11 protein-coding genes and 2 pseudogenes are annotated in these 15,173 nt (G+C 67.4%); 3 read left to right on the plus strand and 10 right to left on the minus strand.

Annotated elements, in window-relative coordinates; translation table 11 throughout:
* Nucleotides 1-9: 9 nt before the first annotated feature.
* From GJV80_RS12445 to GJV80_RS12470, 6 genes and pseudogenes are all read right to left on the minus strand, one after another.
* Nucleotides 10-1,938, minus strand: coding sequence for a peptidoglycan recognition family protein (locus GJV80_RS12445; RefSeq protein ID WP_154688171.1), 1,929 nt, complete (start codon nucleotides 1,936-1,938; stop codon nucleotides 10-12).
* 115 nt (nucleotides 1,939-2,053) lie between these two features.
* Nucleotides 2,054-3,329: pseudogene (locus tag GJV80_RS12450) on the minus strand (PhoH family protein).
* Between the two features lie 739 nt (nucleotides 3,330-4,068).
* Nucleotides 4,069-4,875 (minus strand): isoprenyl transferase, encoded by an 807-nt coding sequence (locus GJV80_RS12455; protein ID WP_230207629.1) that lies wholly within the window; start codon nucleotides 4,873-4,875, stop codon nucleotides 4,069-4,071.
* Nucleotides 4,876-4,972: 97 nt separating this feature from the next.
* Nucleotides 4,973-7,026 (minus strand): annotated as a pseudogene (locus tag GJV80_RS12460) (thioredoxin domain-containing protein).
* A gap of 78 nt (nucleotides 7,027-7,104) precedes the next feature.
* Entirely contained in the window at nucleotides 7,105-7,437 is a 333-nt protein-coding gene (locus tag GJV80_RS12465; protein WP_154688173.1) for a hypothetical protein, read from the minus strand.
* Between the two features lie 28 nt (nucleotides 7,438-7,465).
* On the minus strand, nucleotides 7,466-7,837 hold the full coding sequence (locus GJV80_RS12470; RefSeq protein WP_195908903.1) for an MmcQ/YjbR family DNA-binding protein: 372 nt from the start codon (nucleotides 7,835-7,837) through the stop codon (nucleotides 7,466-7,468).
* A gap of 274 nt (nucleotides 7,838-8,111) precedes the next feature.
* On the opposite strand from GJV80_RS12470, the gene GJV80_RS12475 reads away from it, so the two are divergent.
* Genes GJV80_RS12475 through GJV80_RS12485 form a run of 3 tightly spaced genes read left to right on the plus strand, consistent with a single transcriptional unit; the run spans nucleotide 8,112 to nucleotide 11,181 of the window.
* The gene (locus GJV80_RS12475) at nucleotides 8,112-8,936 is read left to right on the plus strand and encodes a carbohydrate ABC transporter permease (protein WP_230207631.1); all 825 of its coding nucleotides are present in this window, start codon (nucleotides 8,112-8,114) and stop codon (nucleotides 8,934-8,936) included.
* Nucleotides 8,933-9,835 carry a carbohydrate ABC transporter permease gene (locus GJV80_RS12480; RefSeq protein WP_230207632.1) on the plus strand — a complete coding sequence of 301 codons (903 nt, stop codon included), beginning with the start codon at nucleotides 8,933-8,935 and terminating at the stop codon, nucleotides 9,833-9,835. The genes GJV80_RS12475 and GJV80_RS12480 overlap by 4 nt, the downstream gene beginning before the upstream one ends.
* A gap of 5 nt (nucleotides 9,836-9,840) precedes the next feature.
* Entirely contained in the window at nucleotides 9,841-11,181 is a 1,341-nt protein-coding gene (locus GJV80_RS12485; protein WP_195908904.1) for an ABC transporter substrate-binding protein, read from the plus strand.
* A 441-nt stretch (nucleotides 11,182-11,622) separates the two neighbouring features.
* Here the strand turns inward: GJV80_RS12485 and GJV80_RS12490 are convergent, their stop codons facing one another.
* Genes GJV80_RS12490 through GJV80_RS12505 form a run of 4 tightly spaced genes read right to left on the minus strand, consistent with a single transcriptional unit; the run spans nucleotide 11,623 to nucleotide 15,131 of the window.
* Complete coding sequence (locus tag GJV80_RS12490; protein WP_154688176.1) at nucleotides 11,623-12,603, minus strand: aldo/keto reductase; 981 nt, start codon at nucleotides 12,601-12,603, stop codon at nucleotides 11,623-11,625.
* The gene (locus GJV80_RS12495; protein WP_230207633.1) at nucleotides 12,603-13,484 is read right to left on the minus strand and encodes an amidohydrolase; all 882 of its coding nucleotides are present in this window, start codon (nucleotides 13,482-13,484) and stop codon (nucleotides 12,603-12,605) included. The genes GJV80_RS12490 and GJV80_RS12495 overlap by 1 nt, the downstream gene beginning before the upstream one ends.
* On the minus strand, nucleotides 13,481-14,230 hold the full coding sequence (locus tag GJV80_RS12500) for an SDR family NAD(P)-dependent oxidoreductase (protein WP_154688177.1): 750 nt from the start codon (nucleotides 14,228-14,230) through the stop codon (nucleotides 13,481-13,483). The genes GJV80_RS12495 and GJV80_RS12500 overlap by 4 nt, the downstream gene beginning before the upstream one ends.
* A complete protein-coding gene (locus GJV80_RS12505) occupies nucleotides 14,223-15,131 on the minus strand; it encodes a fumarylacetoacetate hydrolase family protein (RefSeq protein WP_230207634.1) in 909 nt (302 codons plus the stop codon). Before GJV80_RS12505 ends, GJV80_RS12500 begins: the two co-directional genes overlap by 8 nt.
* Between the last annotated feature and the right edge of the window lie 42 nt (nucleotides 15,132-15,173).

Genomic DNA, 15,173 nt, shown 5'->3' on the forward strand with positions numbered 1-15,173 from the left:
CTGCTCAGGTCACCACGTCATCTTGACGACGTCGACATCCGACGCCTTGACGAACATGATCCGGTGACCGAAGGAGATCTGCAGGTACTTCGTCGCGCCCCTGACGTCGACGTGGTCCGTCGGCGGTTTGCCGTCGAACTCGACCGCACGGTAGTAGTCGGTCGACACGGTGGCGTCCTCCAGCACTGCGGCCTGCCCCGCCTTGAGCTGGTAGGACAGCGGCGCGGTGCCCTGATCAGGGATGCCGGCCGGGTAGGCCGATGACTCCGGGTAGGCCCGACCGTAGGTGGTCACCGCGGCGACTCCCAGCTTCGGCTTCACCAGGTACCCACCGACGTTCATCGCGGTGGGATGACGGGCCGGGTTGTAGAACCACCCCTCCTGGCCGAGATACCAGACCGCGGTCCAGTCACCCTGCCGGTCGGCGACGGCGAAATCCTCGCCGGCCATGGCTCGCGCTCCGACATCGGCGACCTGGGTCGTGCTCGCCGATCCGTCACGGTGCAGGTCGATGTCCTTGACCAGCGGCGCGTCGGCATTCGGCTCGGTGTGCAGGTAGACGAAGTTGGTGCCCTGCTCCGGGCACGGTTGGCCTGCGGTCGTGCACCCGGTCACGGGCTGCTGGTTGCCGTCGAAGCCCGGATTGATCCGTACGGCAGATCGGCTCGGCGCATAGCCGGACGCTTCGAAGGGCGCACCCAGCAGATCGAAGTAGTGCTCCCAATCCCAGTACGGGCCCGGATCCCAGTGCATGCCGGCCACGGTCGAGGCCTGGGTGCCCGGCACCGTGTCGTGGCCGAGGATGTGCGCCCGGTCCAGCGGGATGTTCCACTTGTGTGCCAGATACCTCACCAGCCTGGCCGAGTTGCGGTAGAGGACCTCGGTGTACCAGGTGGCGCCCTGAGCGGCGAAGCCTTCGTGCTCGATGCCGATCGAGTGCTCGTTGATGTACCAGTTGCCGGCGTGCCAGCCGACGTTCTTGGTGGCGATGTGCTGGGCCACCAGTCCGTCGGAGGACCGCATCGAGTAGTGCCAGCCGAGGTACGTCGGGTCCTGCACCAGTTGCAGGGTGGTATCCCAGCTCGCCTCGGTGTCGTGGATCACGATGTAGTCGACCGTGGGGCCCGCCGGGGTGTCCCGCGCCGCCGTGTCGTAGTTGCCGTAGTCCCCGCCGCCGGTCTCCTGATAGGGCGCCGGAACCCATTCGCAGTCCAGGCCGGCCGGGCACTCGATGTTGGGGTTGGCCGGCGGAGTTGTCAGGTGGAGCTTGGCCAACTGCGCGGTCTTGGGCGTGACCGCCCGAGCGGACATGGTGACCCGGGTTCCGTCGTCTGTGGTACGGGAGGCGCCGTCGCTCAACGCGGCGTACACATCGTCGGCGAACGTCGTTGCGGTCGCCCTGTCGGTCGAGCCGCTGGCCGCGGCAACCGTCGCGTACCACTGGCCCGGGTCGGTCGATGCCCCGGTGGGCAGCCCGAGCGAGCGCTGTTCCTGGGCGAGCAGCGCGGCCCCGCCGCGGATGTTGGCGGCCGGATCGGTCCGCAGTTGCGCTCGGTCGACGCCGAGCAGCCGTGCCGCCCGGCCGAGCGTGTCCACCGCCTGTGGGTTCGGCGCGCGGTCGGCGTGCTGTTTACCGGCACCGTCGGCGGCGAAGAGGGTGCCGTCGATCAGGTTCATCGGGCCGTAGCCGCCGTCGGTGTTGTGCTGACCGGCGTGGGCGTCCCAGCGGGTCTGGGCGTACGCCAGCGCCTCCAGCACTGCTTCGGGGACGCCGAACTCGGCAGACGCCAGGTGGAAGTCCGCGGCGCGTCCGGTCGGGTGCGGGTCGGCCGTGGCCTGAGTCGCTGTGCCGATCGTCAGCGCCCCGATCGCCGCGAGGGCCGACGCGCCGGCGACCAGTCGACGCGTCGAGGCCCGCAGCCTTACGGAAGTGATCATCCGTTGGATCATCATGTGGCCTCCGGGAGTGAGGGTGAGGGAATGACCGTGGGTGACGATCAGTCAATCACTTTCGTCCCGAAAGCGCACTACGGTGTTTTGTTTCAGTCCTGAGTCAGCGCGGTAACTCCTCCAGAAGGTCGGTGACCAACGCAGCGATCGGTGACCGTTCCGAACGGTGCAGCGTGACGTGGGCGAACAGCGGATGGCCCTTGAGCTTCTCGATCACTGCCACCACCCCGTCGTGCCGGCCGACCCGGAGATTGTCCCGTTGGGCGATGTCGTGGGTCAGCACGACGCGGGAATCCTGACCGATCCGCGACAGGACGGTCAGCAACACGTTGCGTTCGAGGGACTGGGCCTCGTCGACGATCACGAAGGCATCGTGCAGTGATCGGCCCCGGATGTGGGTCAGTGGAAGCACTTCGAGCAGACCGCGTTCCAGCACCTCGTCGATCACCACCTTGGAGGTGATCGCGCCGAGCGTGTCGAAGACCGCCTGGGCCCACGGGTTCATCTTCTCCCCCTTCGGTGCCGGGCAGATAGCCGAGCTCCTGGCCGCCGACTGCATAGAGCGGACGGAAGACGATCACCTTGGAATGCTGCTGCCGTTCCAGCACGGCCTCCAGACCGGCACACAACGCCAGCGCGGACTTGCCGGTCCCTGCCCGGCCGCCCAACGAAACGATGCCGACACCGGGGTCCAACAGCAGGTCCAGCGCCACTCGTTGTTCCGCCGATCGGCCGTGGATGCCGAACGCGTCCCGGTCGGTGTTGATCAACTTCACATCCTTGTTCGGCGTCACCCGGCCGAGCGCAGTCGCCGTACCGGTGGTCAGCACAACGCCGGTATGGCAAGGCAGATCACGGGCCCGCTCCAGATCGACAGTGCCGGACTCGTACAATCGATCAAGATCATCGACGCATACCGCGACCTCCGTCATCCCGGTCCACCCGGAGTCGGGAGAGAGTTCGGCCCGGTACTCCTCGGCGGGAAGACCGACCGATGAGGCCTTGACCCGCATCGGCAGATCCTTGCTGACGAGGACGACGTCGCGGCCCTCCTTGGCGAAATTCAACGCAACGGCGAGGATCCGCGAGTCGTTGTCGCCGAGCCGGAATCCGACCGGCAGCACCTGCGGGTCGGTGTGGTTGAGCTCGACGTGAATGGTGCCGCCCTCCTCGTTCACCGGGAGGGGCGCGTCCAGCCGGCCGTGCTTGATCCGCAGATCATCCAGGCTGCGCAGCGCTTCACGAGCGAAATAGCCGAGTTCGGGGTGATGCCGTTTGGCCTCAAGTTCGCTGATCACCACAACCGGTAGGACGACGTCGTGTTCGGCGAACCGGCGAAGGGCCCGGGGATCGCTCAACAGGACGGATGTGTCGATCACATAGGTGCGCTGGCCCGGGCGGGCGGTCTCGTTGCTGCTGTCGAGGTTGGTATCGACCGGGTCTGACGTTGCTCTGGGCACTCTCGGTCCTCACTGGGGGCCGCGCGACACTGTCACCCGGCCCCACGTGCTCACGTGGTCGGCCGGGGCGGACAGTCGCTCGACGTCGAGTCTGCTGTCCGGTGACGCGCTCGCACAAGGTGCATTCGCTGCCTCCCCGGCGGGACACTTCCCCATGTCCCGCACCAGCAACGCTAGCGCCGTCGGATGGCGGATCCGGGCAGCCGGTGCGCGTGTCTTTGCCGCAGAGATCTCCCGGGTGCCGCGCAACCGCCACCGGCGATGACCACCGCACCCACCCCGGTCGCGGCGCCGGCGATCACTTGCCGAATAGTTCGGCCGCGGCCTGCCGCGCGAACCTCAGGCCGGCAGCGCGGCGGAGGTGCCGATTCCCGGCTCCAAGCCGCGATCCGGCGCCGATTTTGCGGCACGTGGTACGAACTCCACGCCCGAACCCGCCTCAACACCCGATTGCGCGCCACGTGTTACCAAATCGACGGTCACGGCCACGGGCAGCTCGGAAGTGGCGCCACGTGTTACCAATTCGGCCGGTGACGGCCCCAGCGGCGGGCGAGGACGGCCCCAGCGGCGGCGAGCATCGACGTCCTCGGCGCACCGGTCGGCGCACCGTCGGATGGCGGATCCGTGCCGCCGGTGCGCGTGTCTTTCGCCGTGGGAGTTACTTGCCGAAACGGCGTTCACGCTGGTTGTACGACCGCAGCGCGCGGATGAAGTCGACCTTGCGGAAATCCGGCCAGAGCGCCTCGTGGAAGTAGAACTCGCTGTGCGCCGACTGCCACATCAGGAAGCCGGAGAGTCGCTGCTCCCCCGACGTCCGGATGATCAGATCCGGGTCCGGCTGGCCGGCCGTGTAGAGGTGGTCGGCGATGTGATCGATCTCCAGCGTCTCGGCGAGTTCGGAGATCGTCATCCCCTGCTTCGCCTTCTCGGCCAGCAGGGAACGGAAGGCGTCCCGCAGTTCGTGTCGGCCACCGTAGGAGACGGCGATGTTGATCATCATGCCGGCCACGTCCTTGGTGTCCCCCTCGGCCCGCCGCAGGACCTCGACGGTGTCGGCCGGGACGAGGTCCATCGCCCCGACCGGGTGGACCCGCCAGCGCCGGGCGGCGGCGAGATCGGTGACCAGCTCCTCGATCACCTTCAACAGGGGTTGGATCTCGTCACCGTCGCGGGCGAAGTTCTCGGTGGACAGCACCCAGAGGGTGACGATCGGGATCTGCACCTCTTCGCACCAGGAGACGAACTCCTTGAGCTTGTCGGCACCCGCCCGATAGCCCACCGCCAGCGGCTGCCCCGGAGCGTTCGCCCGTGCCCAGCGGCGGTTGCCGTCGGCCAGCACGGCGATGTGCTGGGGCAGTTGATCATGGTCGAGTTCGGCGATCAGCCGGTGTTCGTAGGTCGAGTAGAGCCAGCTCGACGGGTGCAGTCGATCGGCGAACTCGCGCAGCCGCTCGACTCGTGACACGAGGTGCAGACTACGCCGCCCACAGCGAGCACGCGATCCGCCCCGCCGGTCGACCGACCTCGCGGCCAGGGACCGGCAGCCGCCGTCGATCCACCGCTCAGTCGGTCGCCGCCAGCTGACCGAGGAGGGCATCGGCAGTCGTCACCGGCATCCGGCAGACGAACTGTCGGCACACGTACGCCGTCGGCCTGTTGTCGATCATGATCCGGTCCCTGAGCAACGGGACGTCAGGGGTGTCGGGCAGTCCGCAGACGACCGTCGACCCGGCGGTCGCGTGCAGCCGGGCGAGCCGGGCAAGTTCCCTGGCGTCGCGGTCGTCCGGATCGCCCGCGATCGCCACCTCGACAAGCGAATCGGTCATCCGGGTGACCGCGTCGGCCAGCAGCCATCCGGCGAACCGCGGCGCGGCGGTGATCAACTTCGCCGATGATCGGGCAGCACGTTCGGCGCGTGCCGCCAGGTCGACGTCGCCGGCATAGGTGGCGAGCCGACCCAGCGCGTGCACGGCCGTACTGAGACCGGACGGGTACGCGTTGTCGGTAGGATCCTTCGGCCTGTTGATCAACGCCTCGGCGTCGTCGGCGGCATCGAAGAAGCCGCCGTCGGCGGCGCCGAAATGATCATTCAGGGCGTCCAGCAACTGCCGGGAACGCGCCGCCCAGACCGGCTCTCCGGTGACCTCGGCCAACCGGACGAACGCTCTGGCCGTTCCGGCATAGTCCTCGGCGCTGCCGTCAGCGGGGCCGAGGACGCCGCGGCGCGACGTACGGCGCAGCCGGGCGCCGGTCCAGTGCACATCCCAGATCATCGTCCCCGCCCGCTTGGCGGCCGCAACCCAGGCGGGCCGTGAGAACAGCGCGCCGGCCTCGGCGAGGGAGTCGATCACCAGGCCGTTCCAGGCCGCGATCACCTTGTCGTCGAGCCCGGGTCGCGGCCGGATCGCGCGGGCCGCCGCCAGACGCCCGCGGATCTCCCGCCAGCGCTGGTCGTCATCGTCGTCAACGAGGCCCTTGAGCTGCAGCGTCGACGCGCCGTCGTCCGCGGTGCCCTCTTCGGTGACCCGGCAGTGCTCGAACACCCAGCCGGCCAGATCCGGGCCGACCGCGTGCTCGATCTGGTCCCGCGTCCACAGGTAGTAGGCGCCTTCGGCCAGCCGCCCGTCTGGCCCCCGGGAGTCGGCGTCGAGGCTCGCCGCGAACGCCCCCTCCGCGGTGAGCATCTCCGCCAGCAGCCAGTCCGCGGTGTCGGTGATCACCCGGGCGAGACGGTCCCGGACGTCCTGGTCGTCGCTGACCCGCCAGGCGTGCAGATAGCAGCCGAGCAGCAACCCGTTGTCATAGAGCATCTTCTCGAAGTGCGGGACGACCCAGCCCGAGTCGACGCTGTAGCGGGCGAAACCGCCGGCCAGTTGGTCGTACATCCCGCTCTCCGCCATCGCCAACAGCGTTCCGTACGCCATCCGCGCGGCCCCGACGCGTTGATCGCCCTCGGGCCAACTCTCGACCACCCGGAGCAGGGCCTCGATGACCATCGACGGCGGGAATTTCGGCGCGCCGCCGAAGCCGCCGTGCTCCTCGTCGTAGTCGGCCGACAGGGCCGCAAGCGCCTTCCCAACGTCCTGTTGGGTGATGTCCGCGGCCGCCGCGCCGCCGGTGGCACTGGCCAGTCGTCGGCTGATGTCCGCCGCACCGGTCCGCAATTCCTCGGCCCGGTCCCGCCAGGCGGACGCGACCGCCTCGAGCACCTGGCCGAAGGAGGGCATGCCGCCCAGCCGCTCCTTCGGAAAGTAGGTGCCGGCGTAGATCGGGTCGCCGGCCGGCGTCAGGAAGACTGTCATCGGCCAGCCGCCCTGCCCGGTCATCGCCTGGGTCGCCTGCATGTACACCGCGTCGACGTCCGGCCGTTCCTCGCGGTCGACCTTGATCGGCACGAAGTGGGCGTTGATCGTGTCCGCGGTCGCGTCGTCCTCGAACGATTCGTGGGCCATCACATGACACCAGTGACAGGCCGCGTAGCCGACCGAGAGCAGGACGGGGACGTCGCGACGCCTGGCCTCGGCGAACGCCTCCTCCCCCATTCCCACCAGTCGACCGGATTCTCCGAGTGCTGGAGCAGGTACGGCGACGTCGCGCTGGTCAGTCGGTTGGGCATCCGGTGCTCCTTCGCGAGTCGGGTACGGGTTTCGCAACAGCCCTCTGTTGCATTGTTCCGCGGCCGCGAAACCGCTCCTCACCCGGTCCGCACGCCCCGCCGAGCCCGGTGGGACTCAGCGAGGATCTCGGCCAACTCCTGTTCGTCCAGCCGATCGAGCCAGGCCAGCACCGTTGCCTTGACCCTGAACCGGTCGATCCGGAAGAACACGTCACGACGGCCCGCAAGGATCTCCTCGGTGTCGGGCTCCATCGTCCAGAACTGGAGGATCTCCCGGCCGCGTTCGTCCCATCGCAGCCGAGTGAACGGATGCCGGCCAACGTCGTAGGTCGGCGCATCATCGGGCGCCCGGCCCTCAACCGCCCCAGGCAGGGTGGCGGCGATCGCGGCTACGTCGTCCCAGGTCGCCATAGGCTCTCCCTTCCCAGCCGACTTATGACTAGACCGATGGCCGGCTGACCTGCCGGGCAAGTCCGGCCGGCGCCTGCAGGCAGTAGGAATCGGTGAGCAGTTCGGTCAGCTCGGCCCAGTCGGTGCCCCGCTCGATTGTCATGCCGACCACATTGCTTCCCCAGTCTGCCCGGAAGTACGGCGGGCCGAGATGTTCGAAAGCGGTCACCTCCTCGGGTTCGGCGCGGAAGGTGATCCGGAACCTGCCGTCCTCGCCGCCGAACAGATGCGCGACGGTGGCGTTACGGACCCGCCACCGGATGCCGACCCAGGCCTCCTCGGAATAGCAGTCGGGGAATCCCTGCATCAGCTGGTCCAACCGCCGCAACAAGGCGGCCGGAATCTCAGGTCGCTCGGTCACGGCAGCAGTCTGCACCCGACCTCCGACAGTGCACGACACTCTCGCACCGTCGAAAATCTACCGGTGAGCCAGAAGAAGTGAATACAATCTTCGCGTTTCGTCCCCTGCCCGTCCCCCACCGTCGAGGAGACATCGTGACCGCAACGACGCCGTCACTGGCCGAAGGAGGTGAATCGCCGCCCGAAGCGCAACCGCGGACCATCAGGGCGCACGATCCCGCCGTACGCTGCGCCGCCGCGGCAACGCATTGTTCCTGGCCTTCATCGCCCCGAACGTGGTTCTGCTGGCGGTGTTCGCCTACTGGCCCGTCATCTACAACGGCTACTTGTCGCTGACCAGTTGGAACCTGTTGTCAAAGACCAAACCGTTCGTCTGGTTCGCCAACTACGTCGACATGTTCACCGATCCGGAGTTCGGGATGGTCGTGCTGCGCACGGTGATCTTCTCCGGCGGCATCGTGATCGTTTCGATCGTGCTCGGCCTGTTGGTGGCCGTCCTGCTCGACCAGAAACTCCGCGGCCGCAACCTGGTCCGGACGTTCTCCTTCGCGCCGCACATCGTCTCCGGTGCTGCGGTCGGCACCATCTGGCTCTACATCTTCGACCCGAGCTACGGACTGCTCCGTCAACTGCTCCAGGTGTTCGGCCTCGCGTCCCCGGCATGGATGACCGACTCGTTCTGGGCACTTCCGGGTTTGATCATCGTCTACGTCTGGAAGACCGCCGGCTTCGTTGCGGTGATCTACCTCGCCGGACTGCAGGGCCTGCCCAACGATCTCTACGAGGCCGCCCGGATCGATCGGGCCGGTCCGCTGACGACGTTCTTCCGGATCACTCTTCCTCTGCTCTCCCCGGTGACCTTCTTCGTAGTGGTGACCTCGATCATCGGCAGCTTCCAGGCCTTCGACGTGATCGCGGTGATGACCGGTGGCGGGCCGGGCACGGCGACCACAACGCTGTCCTGGTACATCTATGAGCAGGCGTTCCAGGCCTTCGACGCCGGACATGCCGGCGCGGCGGCCATGATCATGTTCGTGCTGCTGGTGTTGATCACCAGCGCGCAGGCACGCTTCACAAGGAATCGGGTGCATTACCAGTGACCGCACCGGCAACGATCACCCAGGTCACCGCCTCACCGGTCACCGGTCGCGGCGACACTCATCAACCCGGACGCCCCAGGTCGGCTGTGCCGCGGATCCTGCTCTACGTCGCCATGATCATCGTCGGGCTCGCCGCGATCATCCCGATCTACTGGCTGCTCAGCTCTTCGGTGAAGACGTCCGGGCAGATCTTCGTCTTCCCGCCGCGCTGGTTCCCGACCAGCTTCCACTGGGAGAACTTCGTCGAGGCCTGGCACTCGGCCCCGTTCGGCCGGATGTACATCAACTCCGTCGTGGTGACGATCTTCGGCACTCTCGGTGAGATCTGTGTGGCCGTGCTCAGTTCGTACGCCTTCGTGTTCCTGCCCTTTCCTCGCAAGAACCTGATCTTCGGGATCTTCCTCGGGGCGATGATGGTGCCGGGCACCGTGGTGTTGCTGCCCAACTACATGACCGTGGCCCAACTCGGCTGGGTGAACACCTACGCCGGACTGATCGTGCCCGGCTGGGGCAGCGTCTTCGCGATGTTCCTGCTCCGGCAGCACATGATGACGCTGCCGGCGGAGATCACCGAGGCGGCCAGGGTGGACGGCGCGGGCCATCTGCGTACGCTCTGGAGCATCGTCCTGCCGCTCTCCCGGCCGATGGTGGTCACGGTCATGATCGTCTCCCTGGTCAGCAAGTGGAACGACTTCATCTGGCCACTGATCGTGACCAACACCGACAACATGCGGGTCCTCCCGGTCGGCCTGTTGATGCTGAAGAGCGACGAGGGCTACACCGACTGGGGTGCGGTGATGGCCGCCACCTGCTTCGTCGTGATCCCGGTGCTGGTCGTCTTCTTCTTCGCGCAGCGGCAGATCGTGGCCGGCCTGACCCAGGGGGCGACGAAGGGATGACCGCTGTGATCAGCAACAGGTTCGGCCGCCGCGGCATGCTCGGTCTGCTGGGCGCCGCGGCAGCGTCGGTCGCGACCGGCTGCGCCCGGGACTTCCGGCAGGTCGGCGGTTCGGCAGTGCCGGCGAAGTACCACGGCCGGTTGCACCTGATCGCCTGGCACTCCTTCGCCAGCACCACCGGCGAAGCGCTGGTCGACCTGGTGACCAAATTCAACGACAGCCAGTCCGAGATCTATGTCGAGCCGCAGTACCAGGGCAGTTACGAGGACACCCAGCAGAAGCTGTCGGCCACGTTGATCGCCCGGCAGATCCCCGATCTGGTGGTGCTCTCCGAGGTGACCTGGCGGGCGATGCACCTGGCCGACGCCCTCGAACCGCTGGAGGGCTACTTCGACTCCGATCTGCAGCCGACCGACTACATCGAGCAGTTCATCACTGAGGGAACCGTCAAGGACCACATCTGGTGGCTGCCGTTCGCCCGGTCGACACCGCTGTTCTACTTCAACAAGACGCTGTTCGAGAAGGCCGGGCCGCCGGGCCGGGCGCCCAGGACCTGGGACGAGTTCCAGGACTGGGCGCCGGCGATCAAGAAGCAGAAGGTCGGCAGCGGCAGCAACACCATGCCGCTGGCCCTGGACGGCGGCTACTCCGCCTGGTACTTCCAGGGCAACATGTGGCAGTGGAACGCCCGGTATTCCGACGGCCTGGACATCCGGCTGGACGAGCCGGAAGGCATCGCCGCAGCAACCTGGATGGCGAAGTTCATCCGCGAGCACAAGGCCGCCTACCTGTCGGCCAAGGGTTCCATCGACTTCGGGAACCAGGCTGCGTCCGCCGCGTTGATGAGCACAGCGAGCCTGGCCCAGACGACCGAACTCGCCAAGGCGGGCAAGTTCGAGTTGGGCACCGGATTCCTCCCCGAGCACGAGTCCTTCGGCTGTCCCACCGGCGGCTCCGGATGGGGCATCCTGACCCACGCTCCGGTCGAGCGGAAGCAGGCAGCCTTCCAGTTCCTGAAGTACCTGGGCCGCCCGGAGACCTCGGCCACCTGGACGATGGCCACCGGTTACCTGCCGATCGTGAAGAAGGCGCAGAAAGATCCACGGCTGATCGCGCTGATCAAGAAGGATCCGAATTTCTCGACGTCGTTGCACCAGCTGCCGAAGACCCGTACCCAGGACCTGGGCCGTCTGGTCATTCCCGACGCCAGCAACTTCATGGACGACGCCTTCGAAACCCTCTATTCCTCAGGGATCGCGCCGGCGACGTCGATGCGGCAGTTGGCCAAGAAGATGCGCCGCAAGGCCGATCTGCTTGAGGACATCTACCGGGCGCACTACGAGTAGGTCGACAGGAACCCGACAAACTGGTCGGCGATCACCGGTACCGGCGGGTCAACCGAGCACCGGCGCCGCACCAGTTCGTCCGCACCGCACCAGTTCGTCCGCGCCGCACCAGTTCGTCCGCACCGCACCAGTTCGTCGGCGGCGCACCGCCTGCAGCCGGTGCGAGGTCGAGTACGGGTCGCGGGAACGAGCAACTGGTGCGGGAACCACCCGGCGCGTCCCCGCGCGCACCAGTTCGTCCGCACCGCACCCGTTCGTCCGCGCCGCACCCGTTCGTCGGCGGCGCACCGCCTGCAGCCGGTGCGAGGTCGAGTACGGGTCGCGGGAACGAGCAACTGGTGCGGGAACGAGCAACTGGTGCGCCGAACCCAGCAGGTACGCCCGGATGGAGTCGGCGCGAGGACGGTGTTCTGGATGCACACGGCTGGCCCCGCCGAGTCGTCAACCGATCACTGGCGTGACTTCATCGATGGCCGCCCAAGCGGATGCGTCAAGATCATCGGCGACCAGCTCGCAGTTGGTGCCGGCCTCCTGTGGCGAGCGGATCCCGGCGAGCACGCTGGCCACCGCCGGGTGCCGGAGCGGGAAGCGTACGGCGGCATGCGGCAGCTGGGAACCGTGTTCGCGGGCGATGCGGGCGAACTGCTGGGCAGTGCGGAGAACCTCGTCGGTGACCGGTTCGTAGTTGAACATGCCGGTCCGCGGCGGCTCCGGGCTGGCCAGCAGCCCGGTGTTGAACGGCGCCGCGGAGATCACGCTGATCCCTCGTTCTGCACAGGCGTCCAGGAGTCGGCGCGCACTCCGGTCCAGCAGCGTCCAGCGACCGGCGACCAGGATGACATCGATGGAAACGCCGTCCGGATAGTCCCGGGTGACGAACCAGAGCAGTGGATCGACGTAGTTCATGCCCAGGCCGACCGCCCCGATCTCGCCCTTGGCGCGCAGTTCGCACAGTGCCGGGATGGACTCCTCCGCCGCCTGGTCGAGATGATCATCCGGATCGTGTACCAGTGCGATGTCGATCCGGTCCAGGCCGAGCCGCTGCCGGCTGTCGTCGAGACTGCGTCGTACGCCGTCGGCGCTGTAGTCGAGGACCCGGACGACGTCGTCCGGGGTGTCGAAACCGTCCGAGTCGGTGCCGGTCGGTGACGGATTCGGCACCAGCAGCCGGCCGACCTTGGTGGAGATCACGAACGACTCGCGGGGAAATTCCTGCAGCGCCTTGCCCAGCCGGCGTTCGGACAGTCCGATCCCATAGTGGGGTGCCGTGTCGAAGTAGCGGATCCCGCCGTCCCAGGCTGCCCGGACCGCTGCGATCGCCTGCTCATCGCTGACCGCGGAGTAGAGGTTGCCGATCGGCGCGCCGCCGAAACCCAGCTCGGTGAGCTCCAGCGCGGTTGCGCCCACCCTGCGTCGCCTCATCAGCGTTCCCCCGTTTCGTCAGCCAGTCGGTACCAGACCAGGGCAGTTCCGCCCATGATCGACTCCTGCTCCACCGCGGCCAGCTCGCCGATCGCGGCGTCGACCACGTCCAGTGCGCGGCGATAGCCCCCGGCCACGCGGCAGACCGGCCAGTCCGAGCCGAACATCACCCGATTCGGGCCGAACTCCTCGATCACCGTACGGGCGTACGGCAGCACCTCGGCCACCGTCCATTGATCATGATCGGCTTCGGTGATCAGCCCGGACAGTTTGACCGCGACGTTGGGCAGCGCGGCCAACTCGGCAAAAGGTCCGTGCCAGGCCTGGTAGCCGTTGTCGGCGATCGCCGGCTTCGCGGCATGATCAAGAACGAATCTGCCGTCGGGCAGGTTCCGGACCACCTCGATCGCCGCCGGCAACTGCACCGGGATGATCAACAGGTCGTAGGCCAGGCCCTGACCGGCGACGGCCCGGAGTCCGTTGATCACCTCAGGTCTGGTCAGCCAGTTGGGATCGGGTTCCTCCTGCACCTGGTGTCGGATCGACACCAGTCGATCACCACCGGGCAACTCCTTGAGTGCGGCGATCCGATCCGCGACATCGGGTGCGGTCAGGTCCACCCAGCCGACGACGCCGGCGATGACCGGTTCGACGGCGGCCAGAGCGAGCAGTTCCGGTGTCTCCTCGGCAACGGTGATCGTCTGCACCACCACCGTACGGTCGATGTTCGCTGCGGCAAGCTCCGGACGAAGATCGTCCAGGCTGAAGCTGCGCCGGATCGCCGGCAATCCTGCTGTCCAGGGCTGGTCCCGGACCGAGAGGTCCCAGAGGTGGTGGTGGGCGTCAATGCGCATGTTCTGGCCGGTCAGCTCTTGACTCATGGACGGCGCAGGCGGAGACCCTGCATACCGCCGTCGACCGCGATGGACGTGCCGGTTGTCGATCCGGCTGCCGGCGAGGCCAAGTAGCAGACTGCCTGCGCGACCTCGTCGGCCGAGACCAGCCGACCGTGCGGCTGCCGAGCCTCCAGAGCTGCGCGTTCCGCGGCCGGATCGGGTGCCCTGTCCAGCAGTCGGGCGACCCAGGGCGTGTCGGCGGTTCCCGGATTGACCGCGTTCACCCGGATCCGCTCGCCGATCAGGTCGGCGGCCATCGCCTGGGTCAGAGACAGCACCGCGCCCTTGCTTGCCGAGTAGAGCGCCCGCTGCGGCAGCCCGGCGGTCGCCGCGATTGAACTGGTGTTGACGATCGCCGCGGCGTCGGACTGCCGCAACGCGGGCAGTGCCGCGCGGGTGACCCGCACCATCCCCACCACGTTCACGTCGAGAACACGGTGCCACTCCTGGTCGTCGTTGTCCTCCACACCACCCTGGGCGCCGATGCCGGCGTTGTTGATCACTATGTCCAGGCCGCCCAACTGCTCGACCGCCGAGGCGACCGCCGCCCGGACCGATGCGTCGTCGGAGACGTTGGCCCGGACACCGATCAGACCGTCCGGTAGGCCGTCGACATTGAGGTCCAGGACCGCCACCGTCGCTCCGCCGGCGGCGAGCCGGGCTGCAATCGCGGCGCCGATGCCCGAGGCGCCCCCGGTGACCAGCGCTTTCCGCCCGTCGAAGTCACCCATTCCGACTCCTCTCCCCTTCTGCCTTAGCCCGTTTGCACTTCCCGTTCGACCGGCCGCTATGCCTGTTCGAAGGTCTGCCGCTGCTGGCCCAATCCGTCGATCTCGAGCTCGACGACATCGCCGCCCGCAGATAGGGCTGGTCCTTCATGCCCATCGCAACACCGGCCGGGGTACCGGTGTTGATCACGTCGCCCGGGCGCAGCACCATGAACTGGGACAGGTACCAGATCAGATGGTTCACGCCGAAGATCATGTCGGCCGTGGTGCCGTTCTGCCGCTGCTCACCGTTGACCCACAGCCGCAGACCGAGCTGTTGCGGATCGGCGATCTCATCGGCGGTGAGGATCCACGGCCCGAACGGATTGAACGTCTCGCAATTCTTGCCCTTGTCCCACTGGCCGCCGCGCTCGATCTGGAACTCCCGCTCGGAGACGTCGTTGCTGACTGCGTAGCCGGCGATCACACCGGGCGCGTCGTCAGGAGAATCGAGGTAACGCGCCTCGGCGCCGATGATCACCGCAAGTTCGACCTCCCAGTCGGTCTTGGTCGACTTGCGTGGGATCAGCACCGTGTCGTTGGGGCCGACGACAGTGTCCGGAGTCTTGAGGAAGATGATCGGCTCTCCCGGGATCTTGGCTCCGGTCTCGGCGGCATGATCGCGATAGTTCAGACCGATGCAGACGATCTTGCCGATGCCTGCCAGCGGCGGACCGAACCGGTCGTCCACCTCGATCCGCGGCAGGCCGCCGGCCGCGGCCGTCGTTGCGGCACCCGGCAGACCGTGGACGAGAAAGGCCGGATCGATGTCGGCGGTGAGCGGGCTGAGATCCCACCAGGTTCCCGAGTCGTCACCGATCACCGGGGTTTCCTGGCCAGGTCTGCCGTGCCGTGCGAGTCGCATCTCGTCCCTTCTTCGGTCGAAGCCTCGGTCGAACCCGCCGCG

Origin of the sequence: Microlunatus sp. Gsoil 973 (assembly GCF_009707365.1) — a bacterium.
GTDB lineage: Bacteria > Actinomycetota > Actinomycetes > Propionibacteriales > Propionibacteriaceae > Microlunatus.